At 71.3% G+C, this 22,388-nt stretch carries 20 protein-coding genes and 1 pseudogene; 7 read left to right on the top strand and 14 right to left on the bottom strand.

Annotation, left to right across the window (positions count from 1 at the left end):
* The first annotated feature begins 83 nt into the window (after nt 1–83).
* Nucleotides 84–944 (top strand): hypothetical protein, encoded by an 861-nt coding sequence (locus ACIQRW_RS22140; RefSeq protein WP_403762904.1) that lies wholly within the window; start codon nt 84–86, stop codon nt 942–944.
* A 324-nt stretch (nt 945–1,268) separates the two neighbouring features.
* Nucleotides 1,269–1,472 (top strand): hypothetical protein, encoded by a 204-nt coding sequence (locus ACIQRW_RS22135; RefSeq protein WP_403762901.1) that lies wholly within the window; start codon nt 1,269–1,271, stop codon nt 1,470–1,472.
* A gap of 42 nt (nt 1,473–1,514) precedes the next feature.
* Here ACIQRW_RS22135 and ACIQRW_RS22130 read toward each other — a convergent pair whose 3' ends face one another.
* Entirely contained in the window at nt 1,515–1,898 is a 384-nt protein-coding gene (locus ACIQRW_RS22130) for a metal-sensitive transcriptional regulator (RefSeq protein WP_274344578.1), read from the bottom strand.
* A gap of 319 nt (nt 1,899–2,217) precedes the next feature.
* Between ACIQRW_RS22130 and ACIQRW_RS22125 the strand changes: the two genes are divergently transcribed.
* Nucleotides 2,218–2,838, top strand: coding sequence for a DUF47 domain-containing protein (locus tag ACIQRW_RS22125; protein ID WP_026290881.1), 621 nt, complete (start codon nt 2,218–2,220; stop codon nt 2,836–2,838).
* Nucleotides 2,839–2,843: 5 nt separating this feature from the next.
* Nucleotides 2,844–3,842 carry an inorganic phosphate transporter gene (locus ACIQRW_RS22120; protein ID WP_097910235.1) on the top strand — a complete coding sequence of 333 codons (999 nt, stop codon included), beginning with the start codon at nt 2,844–2,846 and terminating at the stop codon, nt 3,840–3,842.
* Nucleotides 3,843–4,013: 171 nt separating this feature from the next.
* Here ACIQRW_RS22120 and pstB read toward each other — a convergent pair whose 3' ends face one another.
* The 11 genes from pstB to mshD all read right to left on the bottom strand — a co-directional run bounded on the left by pstB (nt 4,014) and on the right by mshD (nt 16,187).
* Nucleotides 4,014–4,790, bottom strand: a complete 777-nt coding sequence (gene pstB, locus ACIQRW_RS22115) for a phosphate ABC transporter ATP-binding protein PstB (RefSeq protein ID WP_361330944.1) — start codon at nt 4,788–4,790, stop codon at nt 4,014–4,016.
* 39 nt (nt 4,791–4,829) lie between these two features.
* Nucleotides 4,830–5,912 (bottom strand): phosphate ABC transporter permease PstA, encoded by a 1,083-nt coding sequence (gene pstA, locus ACIQRW_RS22110; protein ID WP_403762897.1) that lies wholly within the window; start codon nt 5,910–5,912, stop codon nt 4,830–4,832.
* Nucleotides 5,909–6,901: a phosphate ABC transporter permease subunit PstC gene (gene pstC / locus ACIQRW_RS22105; protein WP_403762894.1), complete on the bottom strand. Its 993-nt coding sequence runs from the start codon at nt 6,899–6,901 to the stop codon at nt 5,909–5,911. Before pstC ends, pstA begins: the two co-directional genes overlap by 4 nt.
* A 198-nt stretch (nt 6,902–7,099) precedes the next feature.
* Nucleotides 7,100–8,236, bottom strand: a complete 1,137-nt coding sequence (pstS, locus tag ACIQRW_RS22100) for a phosphate ABC transporter substrate-binding protein PstS (RefSeq protein ID WP_403762891.1) — start codon at nt 8,234–8,236, stop codon at nt 7,100–7,102.
* 355 nt (nt 8,237–8,591) lie between these two features.
* The gene (locus ACIQRW_RS22095; RefSeq protein ID WP_403762888.1) at nt 8,592–9,041 is read right to left on the bottom strand and encodes an NUDIX hydrolase; all 450 of its coding nucleotides are present in this window, start codon (nt 9,039–9,041) and stop codon (nt 8,592–8,594) included.
* The gene (locus ACIQRW_RS22090; RefSeq protein WP_403762885.1) at nt 9,038–10,219 is read right to left on the bottom strand and encodes a CHAD domain-containing protein; all 1,182 of its coding nucleotides are present in this window, start codon (nt 10,217–10,219) and stop codon (nt 9,038–9,040) included. The genes ACIQRW_RS22095 and ACIQRW_RS22090 overlap by 4 nt, the downstream gene beginning before the upstream one ends.
* Nucleotides 10,206–12,455, bottom strand: coding sequence for an RNA degradosome polyphosphate kinase (locus ACIQRW_RS22085; protein WP_403762883.1), 2,250 nt, complete (start codon nt 12,453–12,455; stop codon nt 10,206–10,208). Before ACIQRW_RS22085 ends, ACIQRW_RS22090 begins: the two co-directional genes overlap by 14 nt.
* Before the next feature lie 356 nt (nt 12,456–12,811).
* Nucleotides 12,812–13,828 (bottom strand): hypothetical protein, encoded by a 1,017-nt coding sequence (locus ACIQRW_RS22080; protein ID WP_403762880.1) that lies wholly within the window; start codon nt 13,826–13,828, stop codon nt 12,812–12,814.
* A complete protein-coding gene (locus tag ACIQRW_RS22075) occupies nt 13,825–14,742 on the bottom strand; it encodes an ABC transporter ATP-binding protein (protein WP_403762877.1) in 918 nt (305 codons plus the stop codon). The genes ACIQRW_RS22080 and ACIQRW_RS22075 overlap by 4 nt, the downstream gene beginning before the upstream one ends.
* Nucleotides 14,739–15,167: a GntR family transcriptional regulator gene (locus ACIQRW_RS22070; RefSeq protein WP_403762874.1), complete on the bottom strand. Its 429-nt coding sequence runs from the start codon at nt 15,165–15,167 to the stop codon at nt 14,739–14,741. The genes ACIQRW_RS22075 and ACIQRW_RS22070 overlap by 4 nt, the downstream gene beginning before the upstream one ends.
* A 96-nt stretch (nt 15,168–15,263) precedes the next feature.
* A complete protein-coding gene (gene mshD, locus ACIQRW_RS22065) occupies nt 15,264–16,187 on the bottom strand; it encodes a mycothiol synthase (protein WP_403762871.1) in 924 nt (307 codons plus the stop codon).
* Between the two features lie 368 nt (nt 16,188–16,555).
* On the opposite strand from mshD, the gene ACIQRW_RS22060 reads away from it, so the two are divergent.
* Together ACIQRW_RS22060 and ACIQRW_RS22055 are read left to right on the top strand one after the other, a co-directional pair.
* The gene (locus tag ACIQRW_RS22060; protein WP_403762868.1) at nt 16,556–18,361 is read left to right on the top strand and encodes a bifunctional metallophosphatase/5'-nucleotidase; all 1,806 of its coding nucleotides are present in this window, start codon (nt 16,556–16,558) and stop codon (nt 18,359–18,361) included.
* A 155-nt stretch (nt 18,362–18,516) separates the two neighbouring features.
* Entirely contained in the window at nt 18,517–19,101 is a 585-nt protein-coding gene (locus tag ACIQRW_RS22055) for a hypothetical protein (protein ID WP_403762865.1), read from the top strand.
* A gap of 850 nt (nt 19,102–19,951) precedes the next feature.
* Here the strand turns inward: ACIQRW_RS22055 and ACIQRW_RS22050 are convergent.
* Nucleotides 19,952–20,440: pseudogene (locus ACIQRW_RS22050) on the bottom strand (GNAT family N-acetyltransferase); the annotation flags it as partial.
* Between the two features lie 115 nt (nt 20,441–20,555).
* Entirely contained in the window at nt 20,556–21,140 is a 585-nt protein-coding gene (locus ACIQRW_RS22045; protein ID WP_403762862.1) for a cysteine hydrolase family protein, read from the bottom strand.
* Nucleotides 21,141–21,322: 182 nt separating this feature from the next.
* On the opposite strand from ACIQRW_RS22045, the gene ACIQRW_RS22040 reads away from it, so the two are divergent.
* Entirely contained in the window at nt 21,323–22,318 is a 996-nt protein-coding gene (locus tag ACIQRW_RS22040; RefSeq protein ID WP_403762859.1) for a GlxA family transcriptional regulator, read from the top strand.
* Nucleotides 22,319–22,388: the final 70 nt, after the last annotated feature.

Here is a 22,388-nt window from a genome sequence, read left to right as displayed (position 1 = left end):
GCGCGTGACGGGGGACGTCGGCGGTCGTTATGCGGGGCGGGTGAGGGCTCGGCCGGGCGGTAGTCGTTGGGGGTTGGCAGGCGATGGTGGTGCAGCAGTACAGGGACGGAGGCAGGGCCCGTGCTGTTCGCGCCCTCGCCGCGGCCGGAGTGATCGCGGTCAGCGCCGGGTGTTTCGGCGGGGGCGCGGGGAGCGGCGCGAGCGACGGTTCCGGGCGGCGCTCCGTGGCCGCCGATCGTCCGCTCGATCTGCTCGGGCAGGCGGCGGACGTCCTCGTCGAGGCCGGCGGCGCGGAGACCCGTACGTCGATGGAGACGGCGGCCGGCGGGACGCGGGTGACGATCCGGGGGCAGGGCTCGTACGACTTCCGCCGGCAGCTGGGGCGGCTCAAGGTGGTGCTGCCCGAGGAAGCCGCGGGTGCGGACGGACACCGGCCGATCACCGAGCTGCTGGCCCCCGGGGCGCTGTACATGAAGAACCGCGGTGCCGGGGTGCCCGACGACAAGTGGGTCAGGATCGACACGACCACGCTGAAGGACGGCAACCTCCTCACCGGCGGGGCCACCGACCCGATGGCGGCGGCCGAACTGCTGCGCGGCGCGGCCGATGTGACCTATGCGGGGAAGTCCGAGCTGGCCGGGGTGACGGTGCATCACTACCGGGGGGTCGCGGATCTGGGCCGGGCGGCCCGGGCCGCGTCGCCGCAGTCGCGCGGGGCGCTGAGCGCGGCGGCGAAAGGGTTCAGCAAGGACGCCGTCCCGTTCGACGCCTACCTGGACGAGGACGGCCGGCTGCGGAAGGTGCGGCACCGGTTCACGTTCTCCGCCGAGGGCCCGGAGGTGTCGGTGGTCTCGACGCTGTTGCTGTACGGGTTCGGGCTGCCGGTCACGGTGACGCTGCCGGACGAGGACGCCATCTACACCGGCGAGATCCGACAGGGGTGAGCGTGGCGGGGGCGGCGGGACGGCCGGGCGACGGGACGGGGCGGCGACGGTGTTACGGGCCGGGCCGGGCCGGGCCGAGACGGGCCGAGACGGGGCGGCGACGGTGTCGGGCCGGGCCGAGACGGGGCGGCGACGGTGTTGGGCCGGGCCGGGCCGAGACGGTGTTGGGCCGGGCCGGGGCGGCCGGGACGGGCCGGGTGGTGGGGTCGGTTGGGAGGGGGCGCAAAATGATCCGTCCGTGCCATGCGCGGTGCCTATCACGCTCCCTAGGCTGGGAAGCCGGTGTGCCAGGGGCCGGTGACGGCCGGGAGACGGCAGAGAGAGGTGACGCAGGTGGTGACGCTCAGCGCTCGAAACGCTCAGGACTGTGTGGCCCTCGCCGAGATCGAGCTGTGCGGCGAACTGATGATCGCCGCGTCGGCGGCGGGCGAGGAACGCCTCAGTCCCGACCGGATCGACGAAGTGCTCGACGTACGCGGTGCGGAGTCCTGGGCGACGGTCCCCCGACAGGCCGCTCGCCGGGGGTGACGCCCCTTTCCTCCGCACCGCCACCGCTCACGGGGGCGCGCCTCAGGTGCGGAGCAGGCGGGCGATGGCCTTCGTGGCCTCCTCGACCTTCGCGTCGACCTCCTCGCCGCCCTTGACGGCCGCGTCGGCGACACAGTGGCGCAGGTGCTCCTCCAGCAGCTGGAGGGCGAAGGACTGGAGCGCCTTGGTGGACGCCGACACCTGGGTGAGTATGTCGATGCAGTAGACGTCCTCGTCGACCATGCGCTGGAGGCCGCGGATCTGGCCCTCGATGCGGCGGAGCCGTTTGAGGTGCTCGTCCTTCTGGTGGTGGTAACCGTGAATGCCGCGGTCGTGGTCGGTGACGATGTCCACAGGGGCGGCCGCCCCCGCGTCCGGGGCCGCCACGCCCGTTGATTCCGTCCCTGTGGTCCCGGTCGTGGTCATCTGCGTCCTCCCGTTGCTGTCCTCTGAGTGTCCCTGCCGGTAAGTGTCCCTGCCGGAACGCGGAAATGCGGAACCTCGGGCCCGCTGTTGTGCCGTGGGGCTGTGCCGGGCGGTTCCGCCGCCTTGCCCCGCCCCCGCGGCACCGTGCCGTATTGATACCCCTGCCGGGTATATGGTAACGAATCCCGCCGAACCGTGACCGGGGGTCCGTGCTGATCGCCGGGTTCGATGGGCGACACTGAAGAACGCCGGTTAGCCGTGGCCGGATGATGCGCCTAGCATCAGCCTGACCAAATCCAAAGCATCCCGAGGACCCCACGTGCGCTTTCGTCTGACCCCCAGGGAGACGAGCTTCTACGACATGTTCTCCGCGTCCGCGGACAACATTGTCACGGGCTCGAAACTCCTGATGGAACTGCTCGGGGCGGATTCTGCCTCCCGAGTCGAGATCGCGGAGCGTATGCGGGCAGCGGAGCACGCGGGGGACGATGCCACCCACGCGATCTTCCACCAGCTGAACTCCTCCTTCATCACGCCGTTCGACCGCGAGGACATCTACAAGCTGGCGTCCTCGCTCGACGACATCATGGACTTCATGGAGGAGGCCGTCGACCTGGTCGTTCTCTACCAGGTCCAGGAGCTCCCCAAGGGCGTCGAGAAGCAGATCGAGGTGCTGGCCCGGGCGGCGGAACTGACCGCCGAGGCCATGCCGGGGCTGCGGACCATGGACAACCTCACCGAGTACTGGATCGAGATCAACCGTCTGGAGAACCAGGCCGATCAGGTCCACCGCAAGCTGCTGGCCCAGCTCTTCAACGGCAAGTACGACGCCATGGAGGTGCTGAAGCTCAAGCAGATCGTGGATGTGCTGGAAGAGGCGGCTGACGCGTTCGAGCACGTCGCGAACACCGTGGAGACCATCGCGGTCAAGGAGTCCTGAACCTCGTGGACACCTTTGCGCTGATCGTGACCATCGGTGTCGCGCTCGGCTTCACGTATACGAACGGCTTCCACGACTCGGCGAACGCCATCGCCACCTCGGTCTCCACCCGGGCGCTGACGCCGCGTGCGGCCCTTGCGATGGCGGCGGTGATGAACCTCGCGGGCGCCTTCCTGGGCCAGGGGGTCGCCAAGACCGTCAGCGAGGGCCTGATCGCGACGCCCGTGGGGCAGAAGGGGATGGGGATCCTGTTCGCGGCGCTGGTCGGCGCGATCATCTGGAACCTCATCACCTGGTACTACGGCCTTCCCTCCTCGTCCTCGCACGCCCTGTTCGGCGGCATGGTCGGGGCGGCGCTGGCCGGCGGCACGGACGTCATCTGGTCCGGGGTGCTGGAGAAGGTCGTCATCCCGATGTTCATCTCCCCGTTCGTCGGCCTGATCGCCGGCTATCTGGTGATGGTCGGCATCATGTGGATATTCCGGAAGTCCAACCCGCACAAGGCCAAGCGCGGCTTCCGGATCGCGCAGACGGTCTCGGCGGCGGGCATGGCGCTCGGCCACGGCCTCCAGGACGCGCAGAAGACCATGGGCATCGTCGTGATGGCCCTGGTCATCGCGGACATCGAGGGCCCCAACGACGAGATCCCCGTCTGGGTCAAGATCGCCTGTGCGCTGATGCTCTCGCTGGGCACGTACGCGGGCGGCTGGCGCATCATGCGGACCCTCGGCCGCAAGATCATCGAGCTGGACCCGCCGCAGGGCTTCGCGGCGGAGACGACCGGCGCCTCGATCATGTTCGGGTCGGCGTTCCTGTTCCACGCGCCGATCTCGACGACGCACGTCATCACCTCCGCGATCATGGGCGTCGGGGCGACCAAGCGGGTGAACGCGGTGCGCTGGGGCGTCGCGAAGAACATCATCCTGGGCTGGTTCATCACCATGCCGGCCGCGGCGCTGGTCGCCGCGCTCAGCTACGGAGCGGTTCTCCTGCTCTTCGGCTGAGCCGCCGGTGCGCGGTGATCCGGACGGGTTGGTTACACGTGTGGGTCCGCCCCCGTTCTCGTACGAGAACGGGGGCGGACCCTTTCGCCTTGTGGTGGCACCGCCATGCAGCACCGCAAGGCTGTCTGTGGGGTGGGACAGAGGGGCGTGGTGGCCCGTGGCCGGGGTGGCTCAGCCGAAGCGGCCGGAGATGTAGTCCTCCGTGGCCTGGACCGACGGGTTGGAGAAGATCCGCTCCGTCTCGTCTATCTCGATGAGCCGGCCGGGCTTGCCGACCGCCGAGAGGTTGAAGAACGCGGTGCGGTCCGAGACGCGGGCCGCCTGCTGCATGTTGTGCGTCACGATGACGATCGTGAAGCGCTCCTTCAGCTCGCCGATCAGGTCCTCGATGGCGAGCGTCGAGATCGGGTCCAGCGCCGAGCACGGCTCGTCCATCAACAGGACCTGCGGCTCGACCGCGATGGCGCGGGCGATGCACAGGCGCTGCTGCTGGCCGCCGGAGAGTCCGGAGCCGGGCTTGTTGAGGCGGTCCTTGACCTCGTTCCAGAGGTTCGCGCCGCGCAGGGACCTCTCCACGACGTCGTTGAGCTCGCTCTTGCGGTAGCTGCCGTTCAGCCGCAGCCCCGCCGCCACGTTGTCGAAGATCGACATGGTGGGGAAGGGGTTCGGGCGCTGGAAGACCATGCCGACCGTGCGGCGCACGGTGACCGGGTCGACGTTGGCGTCGTAGAGGTTCTCGTCGTCCAGCAGCACCTTGCCCTCGACGCGGCCGCCGGGGGTCACCTCGTGCATCCGGTTCAGGGTGCGCAGGAAGGTGGACTTGCCGCAGCCGGAGGGGCCGATGAAGGCGGTCACGGAGCGGGGCTCCACGGTCATCGAGATGTCCTCGATGGCCTTGTGGCTGCCGTAGAAGGCGTTGAGGCCGCTGATGTCGATGCGCTTGGCCATGGAAATCACTGCTTCTTTCGGGAGGTCGCTGTGGCCGCGTCAGCGACCGGTCTTCGGGGCCTTCCAGCGGGCGATGCCGCGGGCCACCAGATTCAGGATCATGACGAAGGCGATCAGCACCAGGGCGGCGGCCCAGGCGCGGTCGTAGGCCGCGACCTCGCCGATCTTGTACTGCTCGTAGATGTAGAACGGCAGCGAGGACTGGGCGCCTTCGAAGGGGTTCGTGTTGATCAGCGGGTTGCCGAAGACCAGCAGGATGATCGGCGCGGTCTCACCGGCGATACGGGCGATGGCGAGCATGACGCCCGTGGTGATGCCGCCGATCGCGGTGGGCAGGACCACCTTCAGGATAGTGCGCCACTTCGGGATGCCGAGGGCGAGGGAGGCCTCGCGCAGCTCGTTGGGGACGAGCTTGAGCATCTCCTCGGTGGAGCGGACCACGACGGGGATCATCAGGATCGTCAGGGCCAGCGCGCCCATCAGGCCGGAGGGCTCGATCGAGGCGATCAGCATGATCGACAGGATGAAGAGGCCGGCCACGATGGACGGGATGCCCGTCATCACGTCGACGAAGAACGTGACGGCCTTGGCCAGCGCGCCCTTGCCGTACTCGACGAGGTACACGGCGGTCAGCAGGCCGAGCGGGGCGGAGATCACCGTGGCGATGCCGACCTGCTCCAGGGTGCCGATCAGCGCGTGGTAGACGCCGCCGCTGGCCTCGGAGCCGAGCACGCCGGCCATCGAGTGGGTGAGGAAGTAGCCGTCGAGGCGCTCCGCGCCGCGGACGATCGTCGTCCACAGCAGCGAGGCCAGCGGGACGACGGCGATCAGGAAGCAGACCCACATCACGCTGGTGGCGAGGCGGTCCTTGGCCTGGCGCTGGTTCTCGACGATCGTCGTGGTGACGTAGGAGATGGCCAGGAAGAGCAGGGCCGAGATCATGCCCCACTGGATGCGGCTCTCCCAGCCGGCGGCCAGCGAGACGCCGACGCCGAGCGCGACCGAGACGACGGCGAAGCCGAGCGGGGCGAGGCGGGGCAGGGAGCGGCTGCCGAGGCTGCTCTTGGGACCGGGTGATGCGGGCGTCGGGCGCTCGATGACGCCGGTGGGTGCGTGGCTCATGCGTTGGCCCCCGAGTACTCCTTGCGGCGGGCGATGATGAGCCGGGCCGCGCCGTTGACCAGCAGGGTGAGGACGAAGAGGACGAGGCCGGAGGCGATCAGGGCGTCCCGCCCGAACGCGTCGGCCTCGCCGAACTTGGCCGCGATGTTCTGGGCGAACGTCCCGCCGCCCGGGTTGAGCACGTGCAGCGAGATGAGGAAGCTCGGGGAGAGGACCGTGGCGACGGCCATCGTCTCGCCGAGCGCGCGGCCGAGGCCGAGCATCGAGGCGGAGATGATGCCGGAGCGGCCGAAGGGCAGCACCGAGAGGCGGATGACCTCCCAGCGGGTGGCGCCGAGCGCGAGCGCGGCTTCCTCGTTCATCTTCGGGACCTGGAGGAAGACCTCGCGGCTGACGCTGGTCACGATCGGCAGGATCATGATCGCGAGCAGGATGCCGACGGTGAAGAGCGAGCGGGCGACGCCGACCTCGGTCTTCTCGAAGATGTACGTCCAGCCGAAGAACTGGTCGAGCCAGAGGTTCAGGCCCTCCAGGTACGGCACCAGGACGAGCGCGCCCCAGATGCCGTAGACGATGCTCGGCACGGCGGCCAGCAGGTCGACCACGTACGCGATGGGGGCGGCCAGCTTGCGCGGCGCGTAGTGCGAGATGAACAGGGCGATGCCGACAGCGATCGGAACCGCGATGACCATCGCGATGATCGAGCTGACGACGGTGCCGAAGAGCAGGACCGCGATGCCGAAGACCGGCGGGTCGCCGGCCGGGTTCCAGTCGAAGGTGGTGAGGAAGTTGCCCTCGTTCTTCGAGATGGCGATGACGGAGCGGTAGGTGAGGAACACGGCGATCGACGCCATGATCACGAGCAGCAGGATGCCCGAGCCGCGGGAGAGGCCCAGGAAGATCTTGTCGCCCATGCGCCCGGTGGGCCGGGGGCTGGGCCGCGGGACCGGCGGCGCCGGTGGCGTGTCTATCGGTGTGGTGGAAGCCATGGTCTTTCCGGTCTGTGTGGGGGAGCGGTGTGCTCCCCTGGCGGCGGTGCACCGGATGGAGAGTGGGCGGGAGGCGGGCCGGTCCGGAGGGGTGCGCCGGGCCGGCCTGCCGGTGACGTGTCGCGTCGGTGGCGCGGGGCGCCGCTGACGGTTACGCCGGTGGGCGGCCGGGCCGGGTGGGCCCGGCCGCCGCGGGTGTTACGAGAGGGAGCCGATGGTCTCGCGGACCTTGGCGTTGATCTCGGCCGGGATCGGTGCGTAGCCGGCGTCGGTCAGGATCTTCTGGCCGTCGTCGGAGGCCGTGTAGGAGAGGAAGGACTTGACCGTGTCGAGGGTCTCGGGCTTGTTGCCGGTGTCGCAGACGACCTCGTACGTCACCAGGACCAGCGGGTAGGCGCCCTCGGCCTTGGTGGTGTAGTCGAGGTCGAGCGCCAGGTCCTTGCCGGTGCCCTTGACCTTGGCGGCGGCGATGGCCTTGGAGGCGTTCTCCGAGGTGGCCTTCACCGGGGCGGCGCCACCGGTGTTGATGTCCACGGTCGGGATGGACTGGGACTTGGCGTAGGAGAGCTCGAAGTAGCCGATCGCGCCGTCGACCTGCTTGACCTGGGCGGCGACACCGGAGGAGCCGGACGCGGCCTGGCCACCGGGGGCCGGCCACTTCTTCTCGGCCTCGTACTTCCAGTCGCTCGGGGCGGCCGCGCCGAGGTACTTGCCGAGGTTCTGCGTGGTGCCGGAGTCCTCGGAGCGGTGGAAGGCCTGGATCGCCTTGTCCGGCAGCTCGACGCCGTCGTTCAGCTTGGCGATCGCCGGGTCGTTCCACTTCTTGATCTTGCTGTCGAAGATCTTGGCGAGGGTCGAGGCGTCCAGCGTGAGGCTGTCGACACCCTCCAGGTGGAAGCCGATCGCGACCGGGCCGCCGACCATCGGCAGGTTGATGCCCTGGCCGGTCTTGCACATCTTCTTGGAGTCGGCGACCTCCTCGGGCTTCAGCGCCGAGTCGGAGCCGGCGAAGCCGACGGTGCCCTGGTTGAAGGCGACGATGCCCTCGCCGGAGGAGGAGGAGTTGTAGTTGATCTGCACGCCGGGACAGGCGGCCATGTAGTTCTTGACCCAGAGGTCCATGGCGTTCTTCTGAGCGCTGGAGCCGGAGGCGCGCAGCTGGCCCTTGGCCTTGCCGCAGTCGACGTTCGACGCGGCGGTCGTCTTCTCGCCCGTCCCGGCCGTACCGCCACCGGTGTTGTCGTCCGAACCGCACGCCGTGAGGACCAGGGCGCCGGAGACGGCGAGGGCACCGAGCGCGGTGGCACGAAGCCGGTTCTTGCGCTGAAGCTTCACTTTCGGGTGTTCCTTCCAGGAGCCGCCGTGGTCAGTTCGTTCTACGACGGCGTGCGATGAGGAGCGGTGCTGTGGCTTGCCGCCGCGCACCGTGTACGTCCGAAATTAGGCAGAACAGGTGAAGCCGCCGACGGGGGAGAGTGAACGGCAGGTGAACCGTGTCGGGCAGGCGGGTGCGGGCCGGTCCGGGGTGGTGGCCCAGGGGGCATGGATCTGGGCGGCGGTGGCCGGGGTGCGGACCGGGCCGGTGCCCGGGGACATGGGTCAGGGTGGTGGCGGCCGGGGTGCGGACCGGGCCGGTGCCCGGGGACATGGGTCAGGGTGGTGGCGGCCGGGGTGCGGTTCGGAACGCGGATCAGGGCGCGGCGAGGGTGTCCAGCAGGGCGGTCAGCTGCCGGGCGTCGCGGGGCTGGGTGAGCCGGACGCGGGCGGCGTCGGGGGCCAGCCACAGGATGCGGTCCACCTCGTCGTTGGCGGTGAAGGAGCCGCCGGTCGCCTCGGCCGCCCAGTAGGCGACCTCCTTGGGCCGGCCGTCCACCGGGTAGCGGGAGGTCGGCAGCCGGTCCCCCGGGGCGCAGTGGTGGCCGGTCTCCTCCAGCACCTCCCGTACGGCGGCGGCCAGCGGGTCCTCGCCGCGCTTCAGCTTGCCCTTGGGGAAGGACCAGTCGTCGTAGCGGGGCCGGTGGACCAGGCAGACCTCGACGCCGCCCCCGTCCGGGGCGCGGCGCCACAGCACGCAGCCCGCGGCCAGGACGGTGCCGGTGCGGTTCCTCACGGGCCCGGTGGCCCCCGGGTCCCCGCTCATGGGGTGCTCAGGGCCGCGGCGTACGGCCAGGTCTCCCGGAACACGGCCCGTGCCGCCTCCACCTCGTGGCGCTGGTCCGCGTGGAGCACGCCCAGCGCGTACGCCGTGGCCGGGGCGATCCGGGGGGTGCGGGCCGCCGCTGCCGCCGCCCCGGCCGCCTCGACGGCGTCCCGGTGCAGGTCGAGGGCGTGGCCCGCGCCGGTCAGGGCGGGGTCGGTGGCGCCGAGGACGACCTCGTGGGCGTACCGGTGCAGCCGCAGCAGCAGGCGGGTCTGGTGCCACGCCGCGTCCTGTGCCTCGTTGTACGGCTCCGTGTCGTCGGGTGGCAGGGCGGCCACGGCGGTGAGGAGGCGTTGCTCGGCGCGTTCGGCGGGCTCCAGGAGGGCCTCGGCGGTCCGGCCCGCGGGGCCGGGAGCCAGGGGGACGTCGGAGGCCAGGAGCGCCACGGCGTCGGCGACCGCGTGGAAGCGGGAGGAGCCGAGCGCCTGGAGGGCCGCGGAGTGGGACCGGGTCCGGGCGAGGGTGAGGCGGCGTTCCAGCAGCGCCCCCGCCCGTGCGGCGCCGACCCCGAGGGCGGCGCGGCCCTGGGCGTCGGAGGTGGCGCTCTCCCCGGCGGCCCGGACGCCCCGGGCGGCGGGGAGAGCGGGGCCGGAGAGCTGGTGCAGGGCCTCGACGAGCCGGGTGAGGCGGCCCGCGTAGGCGTGTTCGCGGGCGAGGATGCCGGAGAGCCAGGCCAGTTCGGCGCGGAGCTGATCGGCCCAGAGCGGGTCGAGCGCGGCCCGGAAGGTGTGCAGAGCGCCGCTGATCCGGCGGGCCGAGCGGCGCAGTGCGCGGGTGGCGGCCGCGGCGTCGTGGCCGCCGGAGTCCGCGGGGGCGCTGTGCTCGTGGTGCAGGCGCAGGCTCCGCAGGAACTCGGCTGCCTGCCCCCGGAGGTAGGGCGCGAGGACCGCCTCCGTGGTCAGGTCCCCGGCGGGGCGGGTGCCGGTGGGGCGGGAGCCGGCGGGGTCCGGGGGGCGAGCCGCACCGGTCGTGCCGGCGAGCTGTGCCCCCGGCCCCGTGGCCTCGGCGAGGCGCTGTGCCCCCGGCCCCGTGGCCTCGGCGGGCGGCGCGTCCGGTGTGGTGCCGGGGGCCGCGTCCGGCGTGGGCCGGGTCGTCGTCTGCTGGTCAGGGCGTCGCACGCCTGCGCCTCCGGGCGTCGATGAGCATTTCCTGGACGTGCCGCAGCGGCTGGCCGTCCGCGTCCGTGGCGTGCCGGGTCCAGTTTCCGTCGGGGCCCAGGTGCCAGGAGGAGGTGGTGTCGGCCATACCGGTCTCCAGGAGTCGGCTGAGTGCGGCGCGGTGGGCGGGGTCGGTGACCCGGACCAGGGCTTCGATCCGGCGGTCGAGATTGCGGTGCATCATGTCGGCGCTGCCGAACCACACCTCGGGCTCGCCGCCGTTGCCGAAGGAGAAGACCCGGGAGTGTTCGAGGAAGCGGCCGAGTATGGAGCGGACCCGGATGTTCTCGGAGAGCCCGGCGACGCCGGGGCGGATCGCGCAGATCCCGCGCACCCAGATGTCGACGGGCACGCCTGCCTGGGCCGCCCGGTAGCAGGCGTCGATGATCGCTTCGTCGACCATCGAGTTGACCTTGATCCGCACGTAGGCGGGGCGGCCCGCGCGGTGGTGGGCGATCTCCTTGTTGATCCGGGCGATCAGCCCGTCGCGCAGGGACTTCGGGGCGACCAGGAGGCGGCGGTAGGTCTCGCGGCGGGAGTAGCCGGAGAGCCGGTTGAACAGGTCGGAGAGGTCCGCCCCGACCTGCGGGTCGGCCGTGAGCAGGCCGAGATCCTCGTACAGCCGGGCCGTCTTGGGGTGGTAGTTGCCGGTGCCGACGTGGGAGTAGCGGCGCAGCGTGTCGCCCTCCTGGCGGACGACGAGGGAGAGCTTGCAGTGGGTCTTCAGCCCGACGAGTCCGTACACGACGTGGCAGCCGGACTCCTCCAGCTTGCGGGCCCACTTGATGTTGGCCTGCTCGTCGAAGCGGGCCTTGATCTCGACGAGGACGAGGACCTGCTTGCCGGACTCGGCGGCGTCGATGAGGGCGTCCACTATCGGGGAGTCGCCGGAGGTGCGGTACAGCGTCTGCTTGATGGCCAGCACGTCCGGGTCGCCCGCCGCCTGCTCCAGGAACGCCTGGACGGAGGTGGAGAACGAGTCGTACGGGTGGTGGAGCAGGACGTCCCGCTCGCGCAGGGCGGCGAAGATGTCGGGCGCGGAGGCGGACTCCACCTCGGCCAGGTCCCGGTGGGTGCCCGCGATGAACTTGGGGAACTTCAGCTCCGGCCGGTCCAGCGAGGCGATGGCGAAAAGACCGGTCAGGTCGAGCGGTCCGGGCAGCGGGTAGACCTCCGCGTCGGACACCTTCAGCTCGCGGACCAGCAGGTCCAGGACGTACGGGTCGATGGACTCCTCGACCTCCAGGCGGACCGGCGGGCCGAACCGGCGGCGCATGAGCTCCTTCTCCAGGGCCTGGAGAAGATTCTCAGCGTCGTCCTCCTCGACCTCCAGGTCCTCGTTCCTGGTGACCCGGAACATGTGGTGCGCCAGCACCTCCATGCCGGGGAACAGCTCCTCCAGGTGCGCCGCGATGATGTCCTCGATGGGCACGTACCGCTGGGGCGAGGCCTCCAGGAAGCGGGTCAGCAGCGGCGGGACCTTGACCCGGGCGAAGTGGCGGTGGCCGCTGACCGGGTTGCGGACGACGACGGCGAGGTTGAGGGAGAGCCCGGAGATGTACGGGAAGGGGTGCGCGGGGTCGACGGCCAGCGGGGTCAGGACCGGGAAGACCCGCTGCCGGAAGAAGGTGAACAGGCGGGCCTGCTCCTTCTCGGTCAGGTCCGGCCAGCGGATCAGCTGGATGCCCTCGTCGGACAGGTCCGGGGCGATGTCCTGCTGGTAGCAGGCGGCGTGCCGGGCCATGAGTTCGCGCGAGCGGGTCCAGATGAGGTCCAGGACCTCGCGGGGCTGGAGGCCGGAGGCGGAGCGGGTGGCGACGCCGGTGGCGATGCGGCGCTTGAGGCCGGCCACCCGGACCATGAAGAACTCGTCCAGGTTCGACGCGAAGATGGCGAGGAAGTTGGCCCGCTCCAGGATGGGCGTGTTCGGGTCCTCGGCCAGTTCCAGGACCCGTTCGTTGAACGCGAGCCAGCTGCGTTCGCGGTCCAGGAAGCGGCCCTGGGGCAGCTCGTCGCCGTCCCGGTCGGGCTCGTAGGCGTCCGCGTCGGCGTCCAGATCGGGATCCAGATCGGCGGCGGTGGAGAAGCCGACCCCGTTGGACGCAGGGGTGGCGTGCGGCCGGTGCGCGGCGAGCGAACCGACGGACGGCTGGGCGGCGGGCTGGACCGGGACCTCGGAGCTGGGCTGCTGGCTCATGGACCTATTGTTCCGCGCTGAGCGCTCCTCAGGCGCGTCGGAGCCCGGAAAGATCGCGGAAGGCCCGGGAAACCCCGGGTCACGGCCGGGGGAGCCCTGAGCGGCGTTTCCCCGGGCTCTCCCGTTGCGGCGGGGGGCGGGCACAGCTGGCTGCATCCCGTGAGGGTCGCAAGGACGTCTGAATGGCCGGTAACGGCGACATGACGTACAGGAAGCGGTGTGCCTGCGGGTGGGCCTCGCCGTCACTGTACGTGTTCGGTGCGCCGGCTCCCCCCGGAGGGCGGGCCTTACGTGCTCGCCGCCCGGGCCCACCCCTCGTGGGGCCCGGACGGCGGTCTTCGGGCGGGCGGGTGCGGTCAGCCGTGCAGGCGGCGCAGGGTCCGGAAGGCCGCGAACACGGCGAGGGCGGCGAGGGCGAGCAGGATGCCGGTCTCGACGAGCTGGAGGGGCCAGTAGTGGGAGGCGGGGTGGTGGTCGAGGTAACCGTTGACCACGCCCTGCTCCGACAGACAGACCTCGCGGTCGAGGGGGGAGTCAGTGCAGATATCGGCGGGCAGCGAATCGCCCCCCTTCGTCCCCCAGCCCCACTCGACTACGGCGGCCCGGTCGGGCCAGCGGTAACCGCCGCCCGGCGCGAAGGTGTCCCTCACGACTGGCCACAAGCTGTCGCGCAGCATGACCAGGGCGACCGTCACCAGTCCGGAGACGGACAGGCTCACCGCCATGGCGGGAACCGTGCGGCGCAGCCGGAGGCCGAGCAAAGCACCGAGGGCCAGGGCGAACAGGGTGTTCGCGACCGGGACCGTGCCGGACGCCATGAAGGTGAACCACTCGAACCACGCGGCCGGGTATTCCGTTCCGGTCCGGTGCCGGGCCCACGCGAGGACGGCAGTCAGCGCGGCGGCCCCCGGGACCACCAGCACGGCCGGGGCGGCAAGGCGGGCGATCAGCCAGTGGACGGGCGACACGGACTGGGTCCAGGACAGCCTGAAGGTGCCGTTCTCCCATTCACGGGCGATCAGCGGGCCCGCCACGAACGCCCCGACGACGGCGGGCAGGACGATCAGCACCAGGCTCGCGTGGTCGGGTATCCGACTGACCTCCAGCATGCTGTCGGCGTAGTTGCGGGCCGGCTGGAAGCAGGCCGGTACCGATCCGCTGCGCGTACACCCGCTGTTCGCGAAATCCGCCATGAGGTAGTCGGCCCGGAGAACCGCGGTGACCAGGGCGGCGGCCACGGCGGCGAGGAACGCTCCGGCGATCCACAGGCTCCGCCGGTGCACGCGCAGCACCACCCGCAAGGGTCCCTGCAGGGTGCCGCGGGCGGGAGCGGTCGTGACCCCGTCAAGCTTCGGGGGAGTCAGCGTGCTCATGCGGATGCCACCCCCTCGCGGGCACCGTCGGAAAGGGTGCTCGCGCTCGGCGTGAGCAGCGGCGGGGCGTCCGGGGAGCGGAGGTGGGCGAGCAGCAGCTCCTCCAGCGACGGCTGTGTGACGGCCCAGGCGGTGGTGTCCACGGGGCCCTCCTTCCTGACGAGCGCGGTGAGCTGGCGTCCCGTCGTACGGGATTCGACGACGGTGTGCGGGGAAAGGTCCTGCGCCCGGCCGGTGAGGAGGGCGTGGGCGGAGACGATGTCCTCGGCCTCGCCGCCGAGCCGGACGCGCCCGCCGTCGACGAACAGCAGGTAGTCGCAGGCGCCCTCCAGCTCGGTGAGGATGTGCGAGGACATCACGATGCTGGTGCCGTGCTCGGCGGTCTCCGCCATCAGGACGCCCATCAGCTCGTGCCGGGCGAGAGGGTCGAGGTCGGCCATCGGCTCGTCCAGCAGCATCAGTTCGGGCCGCTTGCCGAGCGCGAGGGCCAGCGCGAGCCGGGTCCGCTGCCCGCCGGAGAGGGTGCGGACGCGGGCCTTCCGCGGCAGCGGTCCGGCGATCCGGTCGGCGGTGGCGCGGTCCCAGCGCCCCGGGTTCAGCTCGGCCCCGGCCCACAGCGTGTCGGCGACGGAGAGTTGTGGGTACAGGGGCTTGTCCTGGGAGACGAAGGCGATGCGGTCACGTACGTCGCCGGGGACGGTGGAGCCGAGGACGGTGAGGGACCCGGCGCTGGGGCGGTCCAGCCCGGCCGCCAGGTTCAACAGGGTCGACTTGCCCGCGCCGTTGGGCCCGACGAGGGCGCAGACGCGGCCGGCGGGCAGCCGGAACGAGCAGTCGTGCAGGGCGCGGTGGCCGCCGCTCCCGCGCCCGTAGGTTTTTCCGAGGGCGTGTGCCTCGATCGCGACGCCGGTCATCGTTCCTCGTCCCCTTTGTACGTGCTGTCCAGTACGGCGGTGAAGAGCGCGCCGACGTCGTCCTTCTCCAGGCCGGCCGCCCGGGCCCGGTGGGCCCAGTCGGCGAGTTCGGTGCGCAGCGGTGCGTCGGCGGCGGTCGCGTCGGCCGCGCCGCCCAGCGTGCCCAGCGTCCTGCGGACGAAGGTGCCGAGCCCGCGGCGGGCCTCGACGAGGCCTTCGCGCTCCAGCTCCCGGTAGGCCTTGAGGACGGTGTTCGGGTTGATCGCGGTGGCTTCCACGACCTCACGGGCGGTCGGCAGCCGGTCGCCCGGTTCGAGCACGCCCAGGCGCAGGGCCTGCTTCGTCTGCTGGACGATCTGGAGGTAGGTGGCGACGCCGCTGCGCCGGTCGATGCGGAACTCGACCGCTGCGGATTCGGCTGTCATGCGCTGCACCACCCTTTCACTAATTGAGTAGTGAAAGGGTGGTGCAAAGAAGGGGCGGCGTCAAGTGACGCCGCCCCGCGCGTTCTGACGGAGGGTTCAGGACTCCGTGCGGTACATCAGGTCCACCTCGTGCGTCGTGAAGCCCATCCGCTCGTACACCGTCACGGCCGCCGTGTTGTCCGCGTCCACGTAGAGCATCGCGGTGGGCAGCGCCTCGGCGGCCAGGTGATGCAGCCCGATCGAGGTCAGCGCCTTGCCGAGGCCGCCGCCCTGGGCCTCGGGCAGGACACCGACCACGTACACCTCGCCGAGCTGCTCCGTCGCGTGCACCTTCGTCCAGTGGAAGCCGACGATCTCCCCGTCCCGCTCGGCCAGGAAGAAGCCCTTCGGGTCGAACCAGGGCTCGGCCTTGCGGTCGTCCAGGTCCTGCTGGGTCAGGGACCCCTGCTCGGGGTGGTGAGCAAAAGCGGCGCGGTTCACGGTGAGCCAGGCGGCGTCGTCACGGCCCGGCTCGAAGGTCCGTACGGTGACGCCCTCCGGCAGCACCGGCTCCGCGAGGTCGAGCGGGACCAGGCTCCGCCGGAGCTGGCGCAGCTCGCGGAAGAGGGAGAGACCGAGGACCTGGGCCAGGTGGCGGGCGGCGGAGCTGCCGCCGTGCGCCCAGACCCGCAGCCGCTTGCCGGTCGCGGCGAGGAGGGCCGCGCCGAGCGCCCGGCCGTGTCCGTGGCCGCGCCGGTCGGGGTGGACGACCAGCTCGGCGGCCGGGGCCTCGACCGGGTCGGTGTCCTCCAGCTGGGCGTATCCGGTGAGCGCCCCGTCGACGGTGAGGAGGAAGTGCCGGACGCCGTCGCGGTGTCCGCCCCGGATCCGGAGCCTGCCCTGCTCGGAGACCGCCTGCCGGCCGTCCGACCGGGCGGCCTCGGCGAGCAGGGCGAGGATGGTTTCGGCCTGCGCGGAGTCGAGTGCGTCGAGGGTCTGGACCTCGCGTCCGGGGGCGGGGAGGGGTGCGTCAGTCGTCATGCCTCCGAGCGTACGGCGAGCGGTGGGCCCGGCGGCGGCGTCGGCGACCTGTCGGACGGGGCGGCGGCCGCTGTACGGGCTCCGTGCGGGCCACGAACGGGCCCCATACGGATGCGATGGGGGCCACGTACGAGGCCATGCGGATGCCATGCGGGCCACGAACGGGTCCGTGCGGGTGTCCGAGGGTGGGGTTACGGGTCGGCCAGAGGGGTTCCTGACGAGCCATTTGGCCGGATGGCAACCAGTCCGTAACCCCGAACACCTGTTGCGCTACGCGCGTTGACTCTAGGCTGCGGCACGCAGGATCCCAGACGTGATACCAGCGACACGACTGACACCACCGACAGCACTGACACACAAGGGGACCGATGTCAGCGACTCCGCAGAAGAACCGTGCGACACGGCGGGTGCTCGCCGCCGCGGCCGGTCTGGCCACCGTGGGCGCGCTCGTCGCCGCGATGCCGGCCGGCGCCCAGGACCGGGGCCACGGGCACGGCCACAAGCCCCGTACCGTCGACGTGCAGTTGCTGTCGTTCAACGACCTGCACGGCAACCTGGAGCCGCCGGCCGGTTCGGCGGGCAACGTCTCCGAGACGCAGCCCGACGGCACGGTGAAGGCGATCCCGGCCGGTGGCGTCGAGTACCTGGCGACCTCGCTGCGCACCGCGCGCAAGGGCAACCCGTACTCCGTCACGGCGGCCGGCGGCGACATGGTCGGCGCGAGCCCGCTGCTGTCGGGCCTCTTCCACGACGAGCCGACGATCGAGGCGCTGAACGGCCTCGACCTGGACGTCTCGGCGGTCGGCAACCACGAGTTCGACGAGGGCGCGGCCGAGCTGGCGCGCCTCCAGAACGGCGGCTGCCACCCGGTCGAGGGCTGCTACGAGAAGGGCAGGAAGTTCGAGGGAGCGGACTTCCCCTACCTCGCGGCCAACGTGACCGAGGAGAAGACCGGCAGGCCGCTGCTGAAGCCGTACACCGTCTGGAAGAAGAACGGCGTCAAGATCGGCTTCATCGGTGTGACGCTGGAGGGCACTCCGGACATCGTCACCGCGAACGGCGTCAAGGGCCTCAAGTTCCACGACGAGGTCGAGACGATCAACAAGTACGCCCGCGAGCTGGACCGCAAGGGCGTCAAGTCCATCGTCGCGCTGATCCACGAGGGCGGGGCCCCGGCCTCCACCTCGTACAACTACGACTGCGACAGCCCCGGTGCGGGCGACGGCATCTCCGGCCCGATCGTCGACATCGCGAAGGGCATCACGCCGAAGGTGGACGCCCTCGTCACGGGCCACACCCACCAGGCGTACGTGTGCACCGTCCCGGACCCGTCGGGCAAGCCGCGCATGGTCACCTCGGCCTCGTCGTTCGGCAAGCTGTACACGGACACCACGCTCACCTACGACCGCCGCACCAAGGACATCGTCCGTACGTCGGTGAAGTCCGCGAACCACGTCGTGACCCGGGACCAGGCCAGGGCCACCGACATGACGCGCCTGATCGACCGCTGGAACAAGCTCGCCGCCCCGATCGCGAGCAAGCCGCAGGGCTGGATCAGCGCCGACATCAACGGCCGCGGCTCCACGGCCCCCGAGAAGCCGCTCGGCAACGTCATCGCCGACGCCCAGCTCGAAGGCCTCGCCCCGGCCGACAAGGGCGGCGCGGAGGTCGCGTTCATGAACCCGGGCGGCATCCGCGCGGACCTGGTGCACAAGGCGTCCGGCGGTGAGGGCGACGGGGTCGTCACCTACGGCGAGGCGTTCACCGTGCAGCCGTTCACCAACATGATGAACGTCGTCGACCTGACCGGCGCCCAGCTGGTCGCCGCGCTCCAGCAGCAGGTCAGCGGCTCCAACGAGGCCGCCCCGAAGATCCTCCAGGTCTCCAAGGGCCTCACCTACACCCTCGACCTGACGAAGAGCGGCGCGGACCGCGTGGTCGCCGGCACCATCAAGCTGAACGGTGCGGCGATCGACCCGGCCAAGACCTACCGCGTCGCGATGAACGAGTTCCTCGCGGGCGGCGGCGACGGCTTCGCGGCCCTCGGCCAGGGCACGAACAAGCTGGTCGGCGCCTCCGACCTGGACCTGTTCAACGCCTACCTGGCGGCCCACTCCACGGCCGCCGCCCCGCTGGCCCCGCCGGCGACGGACCGGATCACGGTCATTCAGTAACTCCTTCTGGGTAAAGGGGCGGTGGGCCTGCCGGCCTGCCGCCCCTTCCCTCGGAGCGCGAGCTGCCACAGGGCGGCGTACCCGCCTATCTGGCGGCCCGCAAGAGCGGCGCCCGCTCCTTCGTCCTCTGGGCCGACGAGCACCGCCGGGAGCGGGTGGCCACGGTGGTGACCCGGTCCGCCGCAGGTGGTGTCGCCACCTTCCAGGTCCTCGGCGCGCACGGCGAGAACCTCGGCACGATCGTGCGGGAGAAGGCGTTCCGCGGCAGGGGCATACGCACCCGCTGGACCGTGACCCCGAACGGCGGCCCCGAGGCGGTGGGATACAAGGGCCGGGGTGGTGCTCCGGGCCCGGGCCCAGTAGAACTGGGCTCCATGTCCGACCAACAACCTCCCTCCCCCTGGGGCCGATGGCCCGCCGCGCCGCCGGTCGCGCCGCCCGGGGTGTACGCGCCCCCGCGGGCCCCGGAGATCACCGCTTCCTACCGCCGGTGGGCGGGCGTTCTCACCTGGACCGCCGTCGTCGTCGCCGCCCTCATGGCGGTCGCGCTCGTGATGAGCATCGTCTTCCTCGTGTGGGCGGACCAGGACACGCGCAACGCCGCCTACGGCTACCTCGCGCTCGTTCTCTGGGTCGGGATCGCCGCCGGGGTCCCGGTCCTGATCGCGGTCGCGGTTTCCGCCGGTGCCATGAGGCGGCGGGTGCGGGAGCAGAACTGGGCGGGGAACAGGCCTTCGTAGGCGCCGCCGGGTGCACGGACCGTCGCTCGACGCTGCTGGACGCTGCTGGACGCTGCTGGACGCTGCTGGATCAGCGCGGGATGTCGAAGACGACCCCGTCCTCGCCCACGCTCACCGGGACATTGACCCACTGGGCCCTGCCGTCGACGGACGAGGCGTACTGGCAGCGGTGACCGGTGTCCTGGCCGTACGCGACGAGTTCGACGTCCGGCATCCTTCCGCAGCGCAGATGCTTGCTGACCCGGTTGTACTCCTCCCAGAACTCGCCCTGGACCGCCTTCGCCGTGAGGACGGCCTGGCCCGCGTCGGTGATCTCGTACGGCTTCAGGTCACCGGCCGGCTCGTCGAAACGGATGGACCAGGGGACCTTCACACCGTCGTAGGTGACGGTGCACCGTGTGGTCACGCCCGGCTCCTGACTCACCTTGTCGCCCTCGCACGCGGCGCTGGTCCTTCCCGGTATCCCCGCCATGGCCACGGTGCTCTTGCGCATCTTCCACAGCACGCGTTCGGTGAACGCGGCGTCGTCGGCGGGTTCCGGGGGCAGAGCGTCGTGCAACGTCTCCACCGTCAGGAGCCCGGGCTCGGCCGAGGTGATCGCGACGGGGAGCTCCTTGCCGCTCTTCGGCGGCGCGCTGTCCGCGGGGAGGGAGGCGTTGTCCTGCGATCCTGACCCGCCGCAGCCCACAGCGACGAGAGCGATGACGGCTATGCCGAGGAGAGTTCTACCGAGGCGCGTGCGGCCGGACTCCAGCCGGTCTCCGGCCAGGGCGGACGGCCCGCTCGGCGCACCGGTGGCGGGTGGTGCTGACCCGCCCTCAGGGCCGCCGCCGGGGCCCCGGCCCTCGTCGGCCCAGGAGACGGCGAAGTACCTGACGCGTTCGTCCTCCCCGACCGGACGCATTCCCGCCGCCGTCATCACGTGCTGGGACGCGACGTTGTCGTGGTCGGCGTCGCCCTTCACCGAGGCGACGCCGTTGGCCCGGGCGAACGACAGGAGGCCGCGGAGGGCTTCGGAGGCGTAACCCTTCCCCCGGGCCGACGGGACGACGCCGTAGCCGATCGTGACGTGGCCGTGTTCGTCCGGGGGGCTGTGGAAGTCCACGCCGCCGATCACCCGGTGGTCGGAGCGGCGGCGCATCGCGTACGGCCCGAACGGCCGGGGATCGCCCGTGGTCGAGCAGCGTTCCAGGAAGCGCTTGGCCACGGACACGTCGTCCTCGGTCGGGAATCCGGACTCCCAGGCCGGGTCGGCGTCCGGCTCGCCCGCCACCATCTGTTCGGCCTCGTCCACGGATATCGGGTGCAGGACGAGCCGCTCGGTCACCAGGTCGGTCATGGCGTCACCAGATCAGTCATGGCAGGGAGGTGTATCACGCGGTACGGAGGAGACGCGCGTGGATTTTCCGGCCCGGAGCCACACCGTCCCGGCCTGATCCGAACGAGAGGGGCCCCTACGCCAGGGACTCCTGTGTCGGGACGACCACCCCGTACAGGTCGCCGATGGTGGCCAGCGCGGCGAGGTGCACCTGGCGGGCGTCTAGGTCGGTCCCGGCGACCGGCAGGGACCGGGTCGCGCAGGCGTCGGCGACGACGGTGGGGCGATTGCCGCGCAGGAACGCGCCCTGGGCCGTGAACGCCACGCACATATGGGTCATCCACCCCGCGATGATCACGTCCCCGCCCGCCGGGACGTGCTCGCCCAGGTCGGTGCCGTGGAAGGAGTCCGGAGCCTTCTTGACGACGACGGCCTCGCCGTCGACCGGGGCGAGGGCCGGGTGGATCTGCCCGATCTCCGCCCGGATGTCGTACGGAGTGCCCTCGCCGCCGTCGTTGATGACGTGGACGACCCGGGTCCCCGCCTCCCGGGCCCGGGACAGCAGGCGCGCGGCGGCGTCCAGCGCGTCCTGCCAGCCGTCGAGTTCCATCACACCGCGGGTGTAGGTGTTCTGGTAGTCGACCAGGATCAGCGTGGAGCCGGCGAGCGCGGCGGGGGTCGCGTCGAAGCCGTTGAGCTCGCGCAGGGTGGTCCGGGACATGGTGTACCGCCTCGGGGTGTCGTACGTCGGGGAGAGATGCGATCGGGCCGCTCGGGTGGCGAGCCGCTCCCGACGCTAGGGCCCGAGCAGCGATGTCCGCAATGACGTCTAACATGCAGATACCGACATCCACCTCCGGGGTCGTCCGCTCCCGGACGCACGGCTGAGCAGGGAGGTCAGGCATGGACACCGTCGGACGACTCGTCGCCATCGTCCTCTTCGAGGGCGTCGACCTGCTCGACGTCACCGGTCCGCCGGAGGTGTTCTCGCTCGCCCGGCGCGAAGCCGAGGACGCCGACGGCTACGAGGTCGTCCTGGCCGCCGATTCCCTGGACCCCGTCACCACCGGCGCCGGAGTCCGCGTCCTCCCGGACCTCACCTTCCGGGAGGCCGCCGGACGGAGCATCGACACCCTCATCGTGCCCGGCTCGGTGGAGATCGACAGCGAGCGGCGGGTGCACGCCCTCGTCGACCCCGCGCTGGTGGAGCGGGTGAAGGAACTCGCCGGGCGGAGCCGGCGGGTCGCCTCCGTCTGTGTCGGGGCGCATCTGCTGGCCGCCGCCGGGCTGCTCGACGGCAGGCGCGCCACCACCCACTGGTCGACCGCACAGCAACTCGCCGCCGCGCACCCGGAGATCGAGGTCGACGCCGACCCGATCTTCATCCGCGAGGGCGATGTCTGGACCGGGGCCGGGATCAGCGCCTGCCTCGACCTGTCCCTCGCTCTCGTCGCCGACGATCTCGGCGAGGCCGTCGCCCTGCGGGTCGCCCGTCAGCTCGTGATGTACCTGAAGCGGCCGAGCGGCCAGAGCCAGTTCAGCGTTCCGCTGGAGCAGATCTCGCCGACGCGGCGCATCGAGGACCTGCGCCACCACATCCTGCGCAACATCGGCCGCCGGCTCACCGTCGTGGACCTCGCGGCCCACGCGCACGTCAGCGACCGCCACCTCACCCGGATCTTCAGGACCGAGCTGAACACGACCCCGCACGCGTACATCGAGTCCGTCCGGGTCGAGAAGGCGCGCAACGAACTGGAGTCCTCCGACGCCACCCTCGAACGCATCGCGTCCGTCTGCGGGTTCGGCACGGTGGACACCCTGGTACGCGCCTTCCGGCGGCGGCTGAACGCGACGCCGACGGAGTACCGGCGCAGGTTCCGGACCTCCCGCGCGGGCTGAGAGCGCAACGCGAAGGGGGCGGCGGGCCGTCTCGGCCCACCGCCCCCTCAGCGCACGTTTCTTGAGCTAC

It is taken from the genome of Streptomyces sp. NPDC091287 (assembly GCF_044768525.1).
GTDB lineage: Bacteria > Actinomycetota > Actinomycetes > Streptomycetales > Streptomycetaceae > Streptomyces.
This window is presented reverse-complemented; position numbering and strand designations above follow the sequence as displayed.